This is a genomic window from Cerasibacillus sp. JNUCC 74, assembly GCF_053667775.1.
The window spans coordinates 1,689,959-1,707,267 of the sequence record NZ_CM132207.1 but is presented as its reverse complement, the minus strand read 5'-3'; the positions used below and the strand labels follow the sequence as shown (position 1 = coordinate 1,707,267).

At 35.5% G+C, this 17,309-nt stretch carries 14 protein-coding genes; 4 read left to right on the top strand and 10 right to left on the bottom strand.

Annotation, left to right across the window (positions count from 1 at the left end; all coding sequences use genetic code 11):
• Positions 1-85 precede the first annotated feature (85 nt).
• Entirely contained in the window at positions 86-1,336 is a 1,251-nt protein-coding gene (locus JNUCC74_RS07435) for a DNA polymerase IV (protein WP_454067519.1), read from the top strand.
• Between the two features lie 304 nt (positions 1,337-1,640).
• On the opposite strand, the gene JNUCC74_RS07430 is transcribed toward JNUCC74_RS07435, so the two are convergent.
• The gene (locus JNUCC74_RS07430) at positions 1,641-2,573 is read right to left on the bottom strand and encodes an aldo/keto reductase (protein WP_454067518.1); all 933 of its coding nucleotides are present in this window, start codon (positions 2,571-2,573) and stop codon (positions 1,641-1,643) included.
• Positions 2,574-2,994: 421 nt separating this feature from the next.
• Between JNUCC74_RS07430 and dpsA the strand changes: the two genes are divergently transcribed.
• Positions 2,995-3,885: a dipicolinate synthase subunit DpsA gene (dpsA, locus tag JNUCC74_RS07425; RefSeq protein ID WP_454067517.1), complete on the top strand. Its 891-nt coding sequence runs from the start codon at positions 2,995-2,997 to the stop codon at positions 3,883-3,885.
• A gap of 567 nt (positions 3,886-4,452) precedes the next feature.
• Here the strand turns inward: dpsA and JNUCC74_RS07420 are convergent.
• A complete protein-coding gene (locus JNUCC74_RS07420; RefSeq protein WP_077320228.1) occupies positions 4,453-5,205 on the bottom strand; it encodes an ABC transporter permease in 753 nt (250 codons plus the stop codon).
• Positions 5,206-5,207: 2 nt separating this feature from the next.
• On the bottom strand, positions 5,208-6,149 hold the full coding sequence (locus JNUCC74_RS07415; protein WP_454067516.1) for an ATP-binding cassette domain-containing protein: 942 nt from the start codon (positions 6,147-6,149) through the stop codon (positions 5,208-5,210).
• 167 nt (positions 6,150-6,316) lie between these two features.
• Here JNUCC74_RS07415 and JNUCC74_RS07410 point away from each other — a divergent pair, with 167 nt between their 5' ends.
• Complete coding sequence (locus JNUCC74_RS07410) at positions 6,317-7,132, top strand: MerR family transcriptional regulator (protein WP_454067515.1); 816 nt, start codon at positions 6,317-6,319, stop codon at positions 7,130-7,132.
• 165 nt (positions 7,133-7,297) lie between these two features.
• On the opposite strand, the gene JNUCC74_RS07405 is transcribed toward JNUCC74_RS07410, so the two are convergent.
• The 7 genes from JNUCC74_RS07405 to JNUCC74_RS07375 form a co-directional block, all read right to left on the bottom strand.
• Positions 7,298-7,567 (bottom strand): DUF961 family protein, encoded by a 270-nt coding sequence (locus tag JNUCC74_RS07405; protein WP_454067514.1) that lies wholly within the window; start codon positions 7,565-7,567, stop codon positions 7,298-7,300.
• Positions 7,568-7,626: 59 nt separating this feature from the next.
• Entirely contained in the window at positions 7,627-7,740 is a 114-nt protein-coding gene (locus JNUCC74_RS07400; protein ID WP_454067513.1) for a DUF961 family protein, read from the bottom strand.
• Between the two features lie 863 nt (positions 7,741-8,603).
• Positions 8,604-11,696 carry an AAA family ATPase gene (locus tag JNUCC74_RS07395; RefSeq protein ID WP_454067512.1) on the bottom strand — a complete coding sequence of 1,031 codons (3,093 nt, stop codon included), beginning with the start codon at positions 11,694-11,696 and terminating at the stop codon, positions 8,604-8,606.
• 43 nt (positions 11,697-11,739) lie between these two features.
• Positions 11,740-12,921: an exonuclease SbcCD subunit D gene (locus JNUCC74_RS07390; protein WP_454067511.1), complete on the bottom strand. Its 1,182-nt coding sequence runs from the start codon at positions 12,919-12,921 to the stop codon at positions 11,740-11,742.
• An 888-nt stretch (positions 12,922-13,809) separates the two neighbouring features.
• Positions 13,810-14,181 (bottom strand): hypothetical protein, encoded by a 372-nt coding sequence (locus JNUCC74_RS07385; protein WP_454067510.1) that lies wholly within the window; start codon positions 14,179-14,181, stop codon positions 13,810-13,812.
• A gap of 578 nt (positions 14,182-14,759) precedes the next feature.
• Complete coding sequence (locus JNUCC74_RS07380; RefSeq protein ID WP_454067509.1) at positions 14,760-14,990, bottom strand: hypothetical protein; 231 nt, start codon at positions 14,988-14,990, stop codon at positions 14,760-14,762.
• A gap of 352 nt (positions 14,991-15,342) precedes the next feature.
• Positions 15,343-16,047, bottom strand: a complete 705-nt coding sequence (locus JNUCC74_RS07375; RefSeq protein ID WP_454067508.1) for a class I SAM-dependent methyltransferase — start codon at positions 16,045-16,047, stop codon at positions 15,343-15,345.
• 168 nt (positions 16,048-16,215) lie between these two features.
• Here JNUCC74_RS07375 and JNUCC74_RS07370 point away from each other — a divergent pair, with 168 nt between their 5' ends.
• Complete coding sequence (locus tag JNUCC74_RS07370; RefSeq protein ID WP_454067507.1) at positions 16,216-16,989, top strand: DUF2268 domain-containing protein; 774 nt, start codon at positions 16,216-16,218, stop codon at positions 16,987-16,989.
• Positions 16,990-17,309: the final 320 nt, after the last annotated feature.

The following is a 17,309-nucleotide window of genomic DNA, read 5'->3' as shown; positions in this document are numbered from 1 at the left end:
GTTATTGAGGAAGAAATTCCCACTAGTATTCCCATTGCTAGCGGCATATAATAAGAACATACGTTCTTTGATTGGAGGATTCATGATGGATTATAGTCCCTATCCACGTAACGATATCTTATGTATCGATATGCGTTCCTTCTACGCCAGTGTAGAGGCAATGAAATTAGGATTAGATCCAATGAAGGATTTACTAGCAGTTGTAGGAGATCCGAATAGATCGGGAAGCATTGTACTCGCCGCTTCCCCAGCACTAAAGAAAAAATACGGCATTAGTAATGTGAGCCGTTTTTTTGAGCTGCCGGATGATCCAAATCTCTATATCGTTCAAGCACATATGGCAGATTATTTAAAGGTATCAGCTGAAATAACTAAATTAATTTACCAATATGTTCCTAAAGAAGCTATTCACCCTTATTCCGTTGATGAGGTATGGGTTACGGTCAATGGATTGCAAAAATTGTTTGGCAATCGACGAGAGGTAGCTAGACGAATTAAAAATGATATTTATGAATGCTTTGGAATTACATGTTCTATCGGTATTGGTGATAATAAATTTCTCGCTAAAGTTGTTATGGATCTCCATGCAAAGCAGCAAGGTATCGCTGAATGCACCTATGAAGAAGTACAACAAAAAATCTGGCCTTTTCCTATAGAAGCAATGTGGGGGATTGGCAGCAGAATGAAAAAGAATTTGAACAGAATGGGGATTGTAACAATAGAACAGTTAGCCCGTTTTGATTTACGTTATTTAAAAAAACGCTTTGGCATCATGGGCGAGCAATTGTATTGGCATTCTTGGGGAATCGATTTAAGTCCCGTACTAGGAAATTTTATAAAAACAGAACAAAAGGGATTTGGACACGGTATCTCGTTACTACGTGATTATTCGAAAGCGGAAGCAAAAGTTTGCATACTTGATTTGTGTGAAGAAGTTTGCCGTAGAGCAAGAACCGCTAACATGGCAGGAAAAACCATTCAATTAGGAATTGGTTATTCAAAAGCAACAGGAGGCGGATTTTCACGTTCTCAGTCAATTTCCCTTCCTACTAATGTTACCATGGATATGTATCACGTTTGTCTAGATTTGTTTTTACGATTTTATGATGGAGTAAGTAGCATCCGGAGAGTTTATGTAACATTAACAAATTTATATGTAAAACAAGACACTCAGCTCAGCCTATTTGAAGATCGTGCTAAGAAAAATAATATTGGTTATGCCATGGACGCGATCCGTTCTAAATACGGTTCTACCTCTCTTCTTCGCGCTATCAGCTATACCGATGCTGGTATTACCATCGAAAGAAGCCATAAAATTGGCGGACACTATGCATAGGTAAATAGAACAAAAGTCAGAAGAACTCGTTTAACAACATACAAACCGGAGATCTTCTGACAAGATAAAGATAACATGCCTCTAAAACAGGGGTATGCCGACACCTGAGCGGCAAGCCCGCTTTTAGTCGGTCTTCCTTTATATTCGAGTCGATGTTGACTGATCACCAGGAAGAAGATCGAAATTTACTAGTCGCTGAGCGCTTAAGCTAGACGACGATACCCATGCAAAAACGAATATAATATGCTATACAATGGTAAAACGTTTCGTGAGGATTTATACCCCACGAAACGAAATCGAATTCTTAAGAAAAAATATCGCTAATAAGCTGTACATCTTCTTCAGAGAGTTGAATCTCTGCAGCACGCATATTGCTAACCACCTGCTCTGGTCGTTTAGCTCCAGGGATAATGACATCGACAGAAGGATGAGTAAAATACCAAGCAAGTACAACATGAGCAATTTCTGCATGATATTTCTCTGCAAATTGCTTTAACTTTTCAACTTTGGCGAGATTTTCCTGAAACTTTTCACCTTGGAAGTTAGGATTATCTGCACGTAAATCAGTAAAAGTCTGATTTTTATTGTATTTTCCGGCAAGCAGACCTGATTCTAAAGGAAAATAGGGAATAAAGGTAATTTTTTCCTTTCCTGTATAAGGGAAGAAGCTAGTTTCAGCATCGCGCTTTAGCAAATTATATTCAGCCTGCAGCACATCAACATACCCATCTTTATTTGCTTCTTTGAGCTGTTCTAATGTGAAGTTCGATACTCCAATGGAACGAATTTTTCCTTCATCTTTTAATTCTTTTAATGCCCCAACTGCCTCATCCTTCGGCGTATCTTCATCTGGAAAATGAATATAGTATAGGTCGATATAATCCGTTTGTAAACGACGAAGACTGTCCTCTACTGACTGTTTTAAAAAAGCTGGTGAGTTATCTATTACAACTTCATCACCAACAAATTTATGTGCTCCTTTTGTCGCAAGAACAATATCTTCACGTTTATACTCTTTAATAACTTCACCAATTAATTCTTCTGAACGTTTAGGACCATAAATAAACGCCGTATCCAGCATATTAATTCCATGCTCTAATGCAGTACGAACCACATTCTTTCCCTGTTCTTCATCTAGCATATCTGGGTAAATATTATGACCGCCAACAGCATTCGTACCTAGTCCAATTGGATAGACAGAAATATCAGATTTCCCTAATTTAACATAATTCCCCATTCAATAAATCTCCTTTCAAATATCATTGTACTTATAATTTACCATGAACTGTAAGTTTGATAAACCCTTTAATCAAAATAATTCCAACAGTTTATAAAAAAGAAAGCAAATATATTGTAAGTACGCCAACTGTTTATCACTTTTATCCCACATGTAATTGGCAGCAAGACCTGCCCTTCCCTGCTACGAGATGAAACCTAAGAGGACAAGTGGACGATTCAACTGCAAGTCAAATGTTCGATTCTGTTCAGAGGTCTTTATGTCATACCTTTATGGTACTAACAATTCAGTGAGATATAAAAGTCCCCCTCTACCTAATTGAAGATTCACGTTATGTTAAAATCATTCATACTTCCATCAATATTATTATAGAATGAATAGGTAGAGGTACTTTATTATTTTGTAAAAAGGGGATGTAAGTATGTCTAATAAAAAACATGTACTGATTATGGGAGGAGATGCAAGGTACATACATGTAATAAATTTACTGGCCGATACTACTGACATGCATCTTTATTTAATTGGATTTGACCACCTATCTTTTGAGAAAAGCAATATTAAACATACAGAATTAGAAAATATGAATCTTTCGCTATTGGATGCGATCATTCTTCCAGTTGGCGGAACAGACGAAAAAGGAAAAGTTGAAGTAACTTATTCGGATAAAGCTCTGTTTCTTACTGAACAAATAATCTCCTGTACACCAGAACATTGCACGATTTATACAGGTACTGCTAATCATTATTTACAGCATATTTGTACAGCCACTAAGAGAACATTAGTAAAAATATTTGCACGTGACGATGTGGCTATTTATAATTCGATTCCTACAGCAGAAGGAACCTTGAAGCTGGCAATGAAAGCAACGGATGAAACAATTCATAACGCAAATGTATGTATCTTGGGATTTGGCAGAGTAGGGAAAACGGTAGCACGGCTATTTGACGCAGTTGGTGCCAATGTAACGGTAGTTGCGAGAAATCAAGCTGATATTGCACGTATTACGGAGATGGGATTAACAGCAGTTAAACTCCAGAACCTAAATACAATAATTAGTGAAATGACAATTTGTGTAAACACTATTCCATATCCGGTAATCGATGAGGAACTTATCTCTAACATGTCATCCTCTATCGTCATTATTGATCTTGCCTCTAAACCTGGAGGTGTAGATTTTTCCTTTGCTAAAAAAGAGGGAATTCAAGCGATTCATGCACTCGGATTACCAGGGAAAACAGCACCTAAGACAGCCGGAAAGATTATTGCAAGCGTATTGTTAGAGTCAATGAACGTTTCAGCTTCATCCGTATAGAGTCTTCTTTCCCGGAACAAAAGCGAAAAGCACTTGTTTGAACGTACAAATTCCAAGGGGCAATTTTCTCCTTAAAACGTAGATCAGAGGCTATATCCGCAGATGTCCTTGAAAAATCGCGGTGTATCGTTTCCCTAGCTTCTCTGTCCTTAAAAAATCGCGATGCCTATTTAAGCAGACTCTCTTGTCCTTGGCCCGAACGAATTGGGGATTTAAGAGCATTTTTCTAGATCATGTTCGTAACCGCAAAAGCAGATATTTTGGAATAAAACAAAGGATAAATTTCTGATTATCTTTTTAAATTTCTTTAATGCTCGTTTAGCCCTATCCTATGGGCTTTTCGAGCATTGTTACTATCGGTAGATACTTCACGTTTCTTTGCATATTTTCTTATGTTTTGGCTTTCCATAATGGTAAAAGAGTAGTAAATTATATGCTACTAACGTATCATTTTAGCTTTTACACCATCAATTGAAGCATGCATATAATGACCCTATCATGGAAAGTGTTGCAAATGGAATCTTAAATCTAAAAACTCATCAATAAAAGTAAAACATGACTTTACTTTTATTTCTGTACTTTTTTCAGTTTAGATACAGCCAAAGTAAAGGATACAAGGCTTAGAGTAGTTAGCATAATTAGAATTGATAGTATATTAAACCATTGAATATTACTTTGAATTATCAAAGTTCTTAAACAATCAATCACGTATGAAAATGGATTGAACTTTATCGCAAACTGAAAGAATTCAGGCAACTGCTCTACAGGCATTATCGCAGTACTTAGGAAAAACAAAGGGAGTGTAATAGTATTCACAAAACCAATAAAGGCATTTTCATCAGGCAATACAAAGCTTAGAGCATAAGATAAACTCCCAACAAAGAATACACATAAGAATAGTAGAAGTAGAATCAGAATAAACCCTAAAAACCCAGAAGCAATACTTACAGAAAATGGAATAGAAATGAGAAGTAAAATTCCAATTCCAATAAATGATAGTACTTCTACGTCTAAAACTTGTCCTAATACAATAGAACTTCGTTTGACAGGTGAAATATAAATTCTATAGAAACTTCCACCACCTTTTAAATAATAATTGGCAATACCACAACTTACCCCAGCACTTGTTAAAACAGTCATAACCAGCAACCCAGGCAATAAAAATGTAGTATAATTTACATTTCCAATACTTTCTGCTGGAGTAAACATAGAACTAAAAAGTAATAACCAAACAATTGGCTGGATGATGTTCATAACAATCGTGGCTGGATTTTGAAAACGCCATTTTACATTTTTCCAAAAGATATTAAGCACTTCCATAACTAATTTTTCCTTTCATCAATAATCTCAAGAAAAATATCATCAAGAGTCGGTTCGATAATTTCTATTCCCTCGAAACTTATCTTTGAACGAAGTACATAATAATTTAAATCTAAAAAATTGAGTTGACTATCATTCACTTGTATGTCGAGGGAACGATCATTAACAGTAACATATTTGACATAATCTTTTTGAAGTAGCAGCTCTTCAAGTTTTCTAGAGTCTTGAATATCCGTGGTAATGATTCTGATTATATTTTTGCTTGTAAAACGTTTAAGATTTGCTGGCGAATCTTGAAGTACTTTTTTCCCATCTTTGATAAAACATATTGTGTCGCTTAACATATCTGCTTCTTCTAAATAATGGGTAGTGAGAAAAATAGTAACTCCTAATCCTTTTTTTATTTTTTTCAACATTTCCCACATGCTTTGCCTCGATTGAATATCCATTCCAACTGTTGGTTCATCTAAAAACAAAATTTTTGGGTATGACATCATACTCATGGCAATATCCAGTCTACGTTTTATTCCACCAGATAAAGCTTCCGTTTTTTTATCTATATAGTCAGACAAGTTGAAAATATCCACCAACTGATTCATACGTTTTTTCATTCTCTCTTTGTCTAGCCCATATAAACGACCTTGAAATCGCATATTTTCCTCCAAGGTAAGATTATCATTAGTCGAAACATGTTGTGCTACACAGGCTATATTGGAACGTATAAATTGTGTTTCATTTTCTAAATCTTTACCTAGTATTTGAACATTACCTGTTGTAGGCTTCAAAAAAGTGGTAAGGATATTGATTAATGTTGTTTTACCTGCTCCATTTGAACCTAATAAAGAAAAAATTTCTCCTTGTTTCACCGATAAGTCAAATTCATTTAATGCACTTTTCTTATCAGCATATGTTTTTGTTAGCTTTTTAATTGCAATAGCGTCCATTCTATACCTCCATTCTTTGAATTGTCTCTATCGTACACTCTCGGATAGTGTGAGAGTCAATAGCAGTAAACAAAAAAATCGCTACCACAATAAAAAAGAAAAAAACCCTTGACGTTATCACAATGTAATCGTTTATGATATTAGGTACAAGAAAGGAGTTGATACAGATGTTGAAGATAGGAGATTTTGCTTTATTATCAAAAATTAGTATCCATATGTTACGCTATTATGATGAAATCGACTTATTAAAGCCAGCCCAAATTGACAACTTTACAAACTATCGTTACTATGACGAAACACAACTACCCATTGCCAATCGAATTCAAGCGTTAAAACGAATGGGGTTTAGTCTTACAATGATTAAACAAATTTTAAATGAGTATGGTGACACCAATAGTCTTGAAGCATATTTAGAATTGCAACTTTCACAAAAAAATGAAGATTTACAAGCTTTACAAAGGCAAATCACTTTGTTAAAAAATACGATTCAGGATTTGAAAAACAGTAACAATCCCAAAAGTTTTGATATTGCTGTAAAAGAAATACCAAAAAGAAATGTAATTAGCTGTCGTAGTAAGCTATCATGGTATTCACAAGAGGGAGAATTATGGAATAGATTAAGGGAAGAAACAAAGGAATTAAATGTTCAGTTTGCAAGCCCAAGTTATGATATTGCAGTAATTTATGAAACAGATTCAGACGATAAGGTTGATGTAGAAGTACAGCAATCGGTAGTTGGTACTTATCCAGATACCGTACATACACGATTTAAAAAGATTCCTGCTATTTTAGTCGCTGCTTTAACTTGTGAGGGTGGTTATTCTCAACTGGAGGCTGTCAATGATGAGTTATCACATTGGATTTTGGAAAATAATTATGATCTATGCGGAAATATTATGAATATATACCATATTTCGCCTAAAACACAGAATGAACCAGAAAAATTGTTGACAGAAGTGTGCTTTCCAATTAGGAGTAGATAGTAAAAAAGGCTTACAGCATATCACAATATGATGTAAGTCTGCAAGATTGCTTTGCTATGAAACAGCAAGACAATCAGCAGAAATACAGCAAGGTAGCAATGGTAAAATGGAATACTAAGTCTTTATCCGTCGCATGAATCCGTTTGCCACGGGAAAGATACTTTTTCATGCTTGATTGTCTCCTTTCCGTTTACTTTGTATTAGGGCAACTATTTTGCCAGCTACAGGTGCGTTGTAGTCAAACTCTTTTAGGGGAACACTGGCAGGAATGCTCACTTGAATCATTCGTCCTTGTCCTTTGGGCTTTAAGTCATAGGTACGCTCTTTGATTTCATCTGATACCATACCATCTTCATTTTGAATTCTTACTTCACGATGGCAGAGCGAAAACTTCAACATTTCAAAACGTTGCGTCTTTATCAATAACAATTCCATTTGCTAATCTTAAAAATAAATTCCTCTCTTTCTTTATTCTTTTACCATGTCATCAGCATTTAAATGTAATTTGTGAAGCCACGAGTGCCGATTTTATAATTCTTTGCAGTAATATGTGGGTTAATCAGTTTTACACGTTTTTCAAAGTCAAAGTGCTTTTGGGGAAACCGCAAATATCATCTGCTCTTTGAACATTGGAGTAGAGATTGAAGCTGCGAGATAATACAGTCATTCACCATTGATTCTTCTCTACTCCGTCTTGTCTTTTCCAGTAAACTCTAAGTTGCCAAATATCTTTTCCATGTTTGAGATTACAAATTTAAGTTCCATATTTTTACCTATCCTTTCTTAAAATTGAATCTTATCTATCCAATTGATGTTATACGGTGGACAACGCTCCTGTGTGTTGTTTCGTGTTATCACGTCCTTTCAATTTGGGTATAAAAATAGACACCTCAATTTGAAGTGTCTACCTATTACATATTCAATTTCACAATGGAAGTATCTTTTATTATTCTTACTTTTCTAGGATATTTAGTTGTATCAAGACTCATTCATAAGTGGTAAATTAGTAGTAAAATGACTTGTTAAATCCTTAAAAAGCATTGATAAATCTAGTGTTTATGCGGATAAAATAATTTTTACTCTGTTTTTGGAATAAAAAATACAGTTCCTTACAACTTAGATAAAGAAAACATGCCTCTAAAACAGGAGAGGATCGAAGTTAGCTAACAGCACAAACGCTTAAGCAGACGAAACTACTTTTAAAAAAGTTATTCACCATTAGATACGGATACTGTTTTTTAGAGAGCAAAAAAACCGGAAAAGTTCCCGGTTTTTAAATGGATAATTTTTTATCCTCCCTTTAAAAGGAACGCACGGACATTACAGACAGCAAGTTAAACAGCTTAGACTCTAACATAAGTTTTCTTACACACGATGTTAACAGCTTTTCCCGACTCGATCTTAGCTATTATTCAGCAAATCCCTTGCTCCCATACACTTTGCTGCATCTAAATCCAATCATTCATCAGCATTATTTAATTAAAAACTTAGTTCTGCTAGAGCCTTCTTTAGACTTAGATACCTCAAGCACAGCAGGAAAAATCGTCTTTAATTCTTGCACATGAGAAATAACCCCAATCATCCTGCCTGTTTGTTGAAGATCAACTAATGTATCAATGGCTTTATTTAATGCTTCCTCATCCAGCGTTCCAAAGCCCTCATCAATAAACATGGTATCAATCGATATGGCTCCTTGAAAACTTTGGATTACATCAGACATTCCAAGAGCTAAACTAAGTGAAGCATTAAACTTTTCGCCGCCTGATAATGTCTTTACATCTCTCGTCTGACCCGTATATGCATCATAGACATCCAGAGCAAGCCCACTCTGTCTCCCATGGGATTCTTGGCGGTCACTGCGGATAAAGGTATATTGTCCATTTGATAATTCCTTCAACCGTTCATTTCCAGCAGCAATAATTTGCTCTAAATATTCAATTTGCAAATAGCGTTCAAATGATACTTTGCGATTATTTTGTCCCCGAATCATATCGTACAAATCGGTTATGATCTGTAGCTGTTGTTCTCGTTTATCGAATCTTTCGTTTGTTGTTTGAATATTTTGCTTTAAGGCTAATGCCTCTTGATAATATTGCTTGGATGCATTCCATTTCTCCATAGCTGTTTCATATTTATCCTTCAATTGGTTTAACTCATTTTGGATGCTGGATAAATCCAATTGTTGTTTATCCTTTAGCATTGCTTTTAATTCCTCTACTTGCTTCTCTAAAGTCGCTTGTGTTTGTCTAAATTGCTCCAGTTCTTCTTTTAATGCTAAACGGTGGGATTCTTTCATTTTAGCTCTTTGATAGCTTGCTTCAGAGGAAAAATGTTGTTTTTCCAATGCATGCTTAAATTGAAGAACTGCTTTTTCACGTCTATGAATCGTTTCTTGTAATTGCTTATGTGCGTGATTAACCTCTGATAGGGCCTTGGTTTGTGCCTCTTTCGATTGCTGTTGCTTCTTTTGTGCTTCTTCCCATGCCTTCTCCAGTTGCTTTAATTGTCTTTCTGTTCGCGTTATTTGTTGGTTTAGATCTATCAACATTCGCATGTTTTCAGGAATGGATCTTATTCTTTCCTGATAGCGTGCTTGTGCTTCAGCTAGCTCCCTCTCTAATTGATGATAACGTCGTTCTTGCTGTTTCTGGTTTTCTTCCAATTCTTTGTAGGAAAGTCTCAGCATTTCCGTTTGGCGTTTCAATTCGGTTAATTTATTCCGTCTATGCTTCAGCTGTTCAACCTTGTTGCTTAATTGTTTTCCTGAAAAAGCCAACTGTTCTTCTTTTTGCTTTACTTCGATCAGTTCTATTCCATGTTTCTCCACATCTATTGCTTTTTCTTTTATCTGTTCCTGAATGGCACTTAATTTAGCCGCCACTTCTCGAAACTCTTTATCTAAACTATCATATTGCTGCTTTGCTTTTTCCAATTGTTCTTTGGAAACAATCGCCTTTTGCTGATTTGCTTTATGTGGATGGTTTAAACTCCCACACACAGGACATGCCCCACCATCATGTAAATGTGTTGCCAGTAAAGCAGCTTGATTATTCATCCATGTTTGTTCCAGCTTATTGTAGGTTATTTTCATTTGCATGGCTACTTTTTCTCTTTGATTCACTTCATTTTTAAGTAGGATTTGTTTTTCAGTTAACCTGCGATATTCATGTACAAGTTTGTATTGTTCACGCATCATATTTAATTGTTCTTGCATATCAGGAAGCTTATCTACAAAACTCTCAAGCTTATTTATTTGTTTATCAAACTGTTCTATCTCTTTACTTTGTTTACCACGCTTATCATCGATCGTGTTCAATGCCTCAGAAGCAGCTTTTTTTTGCTTTTCTAATTCACTTAGATGCTGTTTCATTTTATCTATTTGTTTAACTGTTGGTAAATAATCATTTAATTTATCTAGTTGCTTATGAAGTGCTTCTCTTTCTGACGCGCGTTTTTCTTCCGTTTTGTACAATGCATCTGCCTGCTCAACCTGTTCATTGATGAATTGTTTATTTCGCTCTGCTACTTCTAAAGCCTGTGTTTTACTTTCTTCTTCTTGCAGCCATTCTTTCTGCTGCTGTTCAAAAGGAATGATTTGCTGAGCTCGTTCTGCTTTGTTTAACTGTTCCTCTTTCTGCTTATAAGCTGATTTCTGTTGGTCAAGCCCTTTTAAGCGTGCCTCTTTTTGCTTGAGTTCGATAAAACGTTCATTTATCGCTTTTGCTTGATAAAACTCCTTTTGCTTTTTATCATGATCCAGATAAGCACGCTCACACATCTGTTTATCTTCCGCTATTTGCTTCTGATAGTGCAAACATTCTTCATCAAGACCTTGTAATATCTGATTCATATTATAATTTTCTTGCTCCAACGTTTTAAATAGGGAAGATTCTTTTCTGCTTGGAAGTGTTGCATAAATATGAGCAATGTATTGTTGACGTTCTTGTTCTGCTTGCCTAAAAGCTTCTTCTGTCTCCTGCTTTTTTTGTTTAAACCGATCGGCAATGGCTTTATAAGTTTCCGTTTTAAATAGTCTGCGTAAAATTTCCTCTTTGTTTTCGGTTTGTGATGTTAATAATTTGCGAAATTCCCCTTGTGGTAACATAACGATTTGCTTAAATTGATCCTGAGTTAATCCAATTAGCTGTTCTATTTTTCTGTCAATCTCTGATACGATTTGTCTATCCACACAAGGAACTTCTTCATCATCGATTATTTCAAAAAACTCATATCGTTCTCCAGTTTTGGTCTTATTTCCTTTTTTTACATGACCCATTTGCCGCAAAATCCGATATGTTTTTCCTTTTAAATGAAACACCAGCTCCACAGCTGTATGTACATGATCATCTGCAAAGTCACTTCGCAGCATGGCGTTATTTTCTCGATCTTGGCCACTGGCAGCACCATATAACGCAAAACAAATCGCATCAAAAATGGTTGTTTTTCCCGCTCCAGTATTACCAGCGATAACGAACAAACGATGATCACCCAACTCATTAAAATGAATGACCTCTTTATCCTTATACGGCCCAAACGCAATCATGGTTAATTTTACTGGCCTCAACTTCACTCACCCTTTCCAACCCCCATCAACTTCACAGCGTTATTTAATTGGTTACATGAGTTAAATCTTTTGTTTCGTTTTGATCTGTTAAAAGATCATTCAATACTCCCTGGAACATCTTTATCGTTTCTTCATCTGGTTCATACCCTTTTACTTCTTTGTAAAAGGCTTGAAATAGTTCAGTATCCGTCATTTTTGTCCGTTCAACCGATTTAACCTGATTAGAATCACCTGATTTTGCAAAGTTGATTTTTCGTTCTACATGCATCGCATTAGGATAAACTGAACGTATTTTTTCCATTGGCGAAAGCACAGGCGTTTCATCCGTTAATTTTACAAACACATAATCTTCGTTAATCGACTGTTGCAGGATTTCTTTTAATGAACCTTCTACTGTTCGTATATCTCTTTTTGGTGTCAACCATTTTTTTTCAAGTTCAATATTCCCTTCTCCATCCATTTCTACCATTAAAAATCCTTTTCGATGATACTCTTCCGAAATAGAATACTTTAATGGTGAACCGGCATAGCGAATGGTTGGTTCATTTACATAATGAGCTTGATGGAGATGACCTAATGCCGTGTAATGAAAGTTTTTAAACAGTCCTGCATCCACATATTCAGAACCACCAATCGCTAGTGGACGTTCCGATTCACTTGTATTAGCTTCCTCTTCCCCATAAGGCGTAACAAACGCATGTCCAACAAAAACATGCCTTGCATCTGGTTCCATTGCAGCTTCTATCTGTTCAATAATTTTCCCCATTGCATCATTATGATTACGGATTTGATCATCACCAAAAGCGTTACGAACAACACTTGGATCACAATAAGGGATGAGATGAAAATGAACTTCACCATGCTTATCTTTTAAAACAACAGGTTTATTATGTTTAGACAGCTGTCCAACAATATACAAGCCGTTTTCACGCATGATTTTGCTGCCAAAGTCCAGCCGGCTGGGACTATCATGATTACCTGCTATAGCTAGTACAGGTATATTCAATTGCAGTACGATCTTATCCAAGATTTCATCTAGTAAATGCACTGCTTCTGTTGGCGGAACCGCTCGATCATAAAGATCTCCTGAAATAATCACAGCATCTGGTTGTTCATCCTCAACAGCTTGTACAAACTCTTGCATAATATGTCTCTGATCCTCTGTCATGTAAACACCTTGAACAAGCTTTCCAAGGTGCCAATCGGCAGTATGAAAAAATTTCATCTAAGAAACTACCTCCCCAAAATGCATGTTATATTAGAAAAACTTGGCTTGTCGCCAAATCTTTATGGCAAAAGCTATTGTTTTTCTCTATAAAATAAAGTGAAACTTCATTCAGCAAGGGTTTTCTTCTACTGAATGTTAGTACCACAAGAGTATGACCTAAAGGCCCTTGAACCAATCGGGCATTTAGGTGCCGTTTTCTACCACTTTGACCCTTTGTATCAATTCAGGACTTGAAGTGGGAAACTTACGGCACCTTACATGCGGGATAAAGTGAAACTTCATTCCGTGGAATGCTTTTTACACGGAATGTTAGTTGAACCAATCGGGCATTTAGGTGCCGTTTTTTGCCACTTAGACTCTTTTGCATCAATTCAGGACTTGAAGTGGGAAACTTACGGCACCTTACATGCGGGATAAAGCCTAAAGTTTTATACTTTCCTTTAGTATAAAAAAAGAAGATTATATTTAGCTAACAAACCATCTTGTCAACTAAACATATATCTAACATTGGTTTTTTACTATATTTATAGTATAAAGCAATTTCTATCGTCTAACCAGCTGTTCTAATTGCAACTTTTTATTACTTCTTGTAATAGTATTAAACCAAAATAAGTAATCAAAAGGTTATTAGAAAAACTTGGCTTGTCGCCAAGTCTTTATGGAGAAAGTTATCGCTTTTCTTATACGATAAAGCCTAAAGTTTTATACTTTCCTATAGTATAAAAAAAGAATTCCGCTTTATTTTCGTGAATGCTATTGTTGTCAACGACTTCTATTTCTGAACAAATCAGCTATTTAAATGCCGCTTTGCATGGACACACCACCATTCGCTATTCCGGTTCCGATATATGGGGGAAGTATTCACTTTGCAATTAAACGCTATTTTTAACTCCACTTTAATACCAGTGTTAATGAACAGCAAGCTGGTACGTTCTCTACTGTTTTTTGTCTGAATCTTAGCAGTAAATAATCGGGATTGAATTTAACATCCACGATTGACTTAATATTTAGAGATTCAATTAATCGTTTAACTTCCTTTTCGTCTGACTTTTGAGCTGCATTCATTACTTGCTTATCAAATTGTTTGGAAGTGGATAGTTTATTTATAACAATATGAGCATCATTCATTAACTGTTTAATTTCATTAGCTGAAGCAAAAAAATGTGTTGTAGTTACAGATGGAAACTGTTGTCTAGTACGATACATAGGGACCAGATAAATTGGCCCGGGATACATAAGATATGGATAACTTGACATAAATTTCTTCTCCTTTATATTACGTGTTGATAAGAGGATAAGCTCAACGACAGTTGTGAAGACGTTTTTACAGGTAGAATAGTACACTAGAACTCCAAAACATATAACAGAAAAATTGGCTACCCCATAATTACGCACTTTTCGAACACCCTCTTATATTTGAAAAACCTGTTCTATAGCCTATGCACAACAGTTTAGAAAAGCAACTACTGACAAAAACAAAAAAGATGAGCCCATTTCATTTGAGTTCATCTGCTAAGTGTAAAGTTGTTTTCCGAATAACACTTCCTCTACTTCTGTACTAATTCGTTTTTTGTGTTTATGAAACACTTGTTTCAATATAGTAATGATAAACGCTAGTTCCTTATCACTTATGGATAAGGGAAACACATTGTAAGAATATTATTACAATTGGTAATCGTATCCTCGTTCCTTTTAATAATTAATCCTTTTTCTTTACAATCACTCATTATTTTCCCAATTATATCAGGACTTATAGGCTGTTACGTTTTTTATCTTCAACTAATTCAATACCTGCTAATAAACCCAATTCTCGTATATCCCCAACATATGAATGGTCATACAGTTCTTGTAACTCCTAGCAGTTTTTCGCCATATAAAGCTTCCCGCTCGGATAAGTTTTCTTCCGCGATAATCTCCATATTTTTTAGCGCAACTGCACATACTGCCAGGTTTCCTTCAATTGGATTCACATGGCGAAAAGAAAATTCTTGTTGCTGTTTAAATACCTTATAGATATCTTTTCTTACAACCGTAATGGTAAGTACCCGCTTAATTCCTTTTGCCATTGTAATCATGTCATGTCAGGTTTAATTCCAACATGCATGTGTCCAAACATTTTACCAGTTCTCTTAAAACCGCACTTCATTCTAAATCGATATTCGTTTAAAAGTTTCCCGTCTCCTGCACATATAACTCAAATTTTCGCATGAAGGCTTCTCTTTATCAGAAAACTGGCAAGGGAGATTCGTAACCCTCACCTTGAGCACTTTCTATTCTTGCTGTTAGCTCTTTAACTTTAGATAATCTACCAACAATAACGAGACCTTACTTTACAAAACGAAACACAGAATAACTTATAGGCATCGCTAATCGATAAATGTTAAACTGCTCCTATCCTTTTTTATTTGCTTTCCTCTCTTACCGCGAACAACGAAATATTCGATAATGAAGTACATCCTTGTAAGCTTGAGTTAGCTCTTGATGTTCATGTAGTAAATCTAGTGCCTCATCCACTTGTGACTCAGAGAAATGAAAATCTTGCGCATCATCTAAGCTGATTGATAAAGGATCTATGATTGGCTGATCAACTTCAATTTGCTTAAAACCTGCCTGAAAAAATTTGTCCTTCCATTCCGTTTCTGTTAATAGTTTATGGAATCCATAAAATGACATAATCAACGCTTGATCCGATTTGGACATACTTGAATCCACTACAATTTCTACTGCCAACAACCGCCCATTTGACCGTAAAACCTGGATAGCGGAAGATAGAGATGATGAGATATCGGTAAACGCCAATACAGACTCTGCAACGATCATATCAAACTGCTGATCAAGTTTTAATTTCTCTATATCTAAACATATAGCTGTAATTGGTAAGTTGCTATCTTTAAATCTTTGTACAGCTTTTTCTATCATTAATGGATGATTATCCACTGCTGTGACCGAACATGAGTAGTTTTCTGCTATAAAAGCAGCCGTCTGCCCCGTTCCACAACCAATATCCAGCACAAATGTTTCTGGACCAATTCGTTCTTTTTTTAACATGGCCTTCGTTAATTGCAAACCTCCCGGATGTGCTCCACCCACTCCAAGATTAGCTAAACTGTCCAGATAATTCATTTTTTCACCTGACTCCCATTTTTAACTTATCTATATGAAGCTTCTGTTAATCAAAATGATTTTTCTCCAATACTCTATGTTAAAACCATCGAATTGGCTACAAATGAAATCTTTTCCATTCATTTGCATATGCTATCTAAAACTTCAACTTGTTTAAGGAGTGATCAAATGAGCGGAGTAGTTCGAACAGATGAATGGTTGTTAAAGGATTACAATCATCCGATAAAAATAACCAAGCGAGTTGAATCCTATTTTCCAAATGCAGAGGCGAAAGAGATTTATTCTCATCTTACTAAGTATGGAATGTATCGAAAACCATTATCGAAAAAGCGGATTAAACAAATGCAAGATGCACAAATTTGGAAAATAATTGATATCGAATACGCGAAATTAAAAAAGGAATGGAATGGGCCTGACGTGCCAATTTTTATATTCCCTTCTGATACGAATCATAGACTGATGAAAGAATATAATGGAAAATCGGGATTAACATTTAAAGATAAAATCTTTCTCTTTGTCCATGAAGGGAATACCGAAAGCGAAATACATGCACTTCTTACCCATGAATATAATCATGTCTGCCGTTTAAATAAATACCAAAAACCGGAAGAGAAATATACATTATTAGATACGATTATTTTAGAGGGAATGGCAGAATATGCTGTCCGAAAACGGTTAGGTAAAGACTATACAGCTACCTATATCGGAAAATATACAGATGAAACGCTAAAACGTTTTTGGAACAAACTCATATTGCCCAATGCTCGATTGAAAGCAGGAAGTAAAAAATACATTCAATTACTTTACGGTTCACAGTTTCATCCAAAAATGCTTGGCTATTGCGTTGGAGAATATCTTGTCCGAAATTATTCAAATACGCATAGCACGTCGGTAAAGGATCTTTTTCTAATAAAAAGTGAAGAAATTGCCGATGTACAATAATGGGAAGCTTCATTTAGAGGAACTTTTCTTGAAGTGAAGCGGAGAGGCTAAAAATGAATCTCTGTGAAAAGAAGAATACTCTTTCGACGTGCGAAGTGCCTAGTAATCTTACTTGTCCTTAAAGAAAAGCGTTTTTTACTTCATTCGCTATATTGTTGCCAAAGCTTGCTTTATGCCTATCCTATTGAATCTTTATAATGCTATCACAGTAGCATGCTTCGGATTCAAACCAATTCTACTTTTACAAAATTTATTCTATGATGTGGAACTATTGCCAGTAGAAGAAATTTAGGGAGAGAATTTTCTCTCCCTTGTTTTCG

Bases quoted from the DNA above. Each gene is read 5' to 3' on its own strand.
- JNUCC74_RS07430 (WP_454067518.1), bottom strand. From the start codon at position 2,573: ATGGGGAATTATGTTAAATTAGGGAAATCTGATATTTCTGTCTATCCA.
- JNUCC74_RS07370 (WP_454067507.1), top strand. From the start codon at position 16,216: ATGAGCGGAGTAGTTCGAACAGATGAATGGTTGTTAAAGGATTACAAT.
- JNUCC74_RS07415 (WP_454067516.1), bottom strand. From the start codon at position 6,149: ATGGACGCTATTGCAATTAAAAAGCTAACAAAAACATATGCTGATAAG.
- dpsA (WP_454067517.1), top strand. From the start codon at position 2,995: ATGTCTAATAAAAAACATGTACTGATTATGGGAGGAGATGCAAGGTAC.
- JNUCC74_RS07380 (WP_454067509.1), bottom strand. From the start codon at position 14,990: ATGGCAAAAGGAATTAAGCGGGTACTTACCATTACGGTTGTAAGAAAA.
- JNUCC74_RS07420 (WP_077320228.1), bottom strand. From the start codon at position 5,205: ATGGAAGTGCTTAATATCTTTTGGAAAAATGTAAAATGGCGTTTTCAA.
- JNUCC74_RS07410 (WP_454067515.1), top strand. From the start codon at position 6,317: ATGTTGAAGATAGGAGATTTTGCTTTATTATCAAAAATTAGTATCCAT.
- JNUCC74_RS07435 (WP_454067519.1), top strand. From the start codon at position 86: ATGGATTATAGTCCCTATCCACGTAACGATATCTTATGTATCGATATG.
- JNUCC74_RS07385 (WP_454067510.1), bottom strand. From the start codon at position 14,181: ATGTCAAGTTATCCATATCTTATGTATCCCGGGCCAATTTATCTGGTC.
- JNUCC74_RS07390 (WP_454067511.1), bottom strand. From the start codon at position 12,921: ATGAAATTTTTTCATACTGCCGATTGGCACCTTGGAAAGCTTGTTCAA.
- JNUCC74_RS07405 (WP_454067514.1), bottom strand. From the start codon at position 7,567: ATGGAATTGTTATTGATAAAGACGCAACGTTTTGAAATGTTGAAGTTT.
- JNUCC74_RS07375 (WP_454067508.1), bottom strand. From the start codon at position 16,047: ATGAATTATCTGGACAGTTTAGCTAATCTTGGAGTGGGTGGAGCACAT.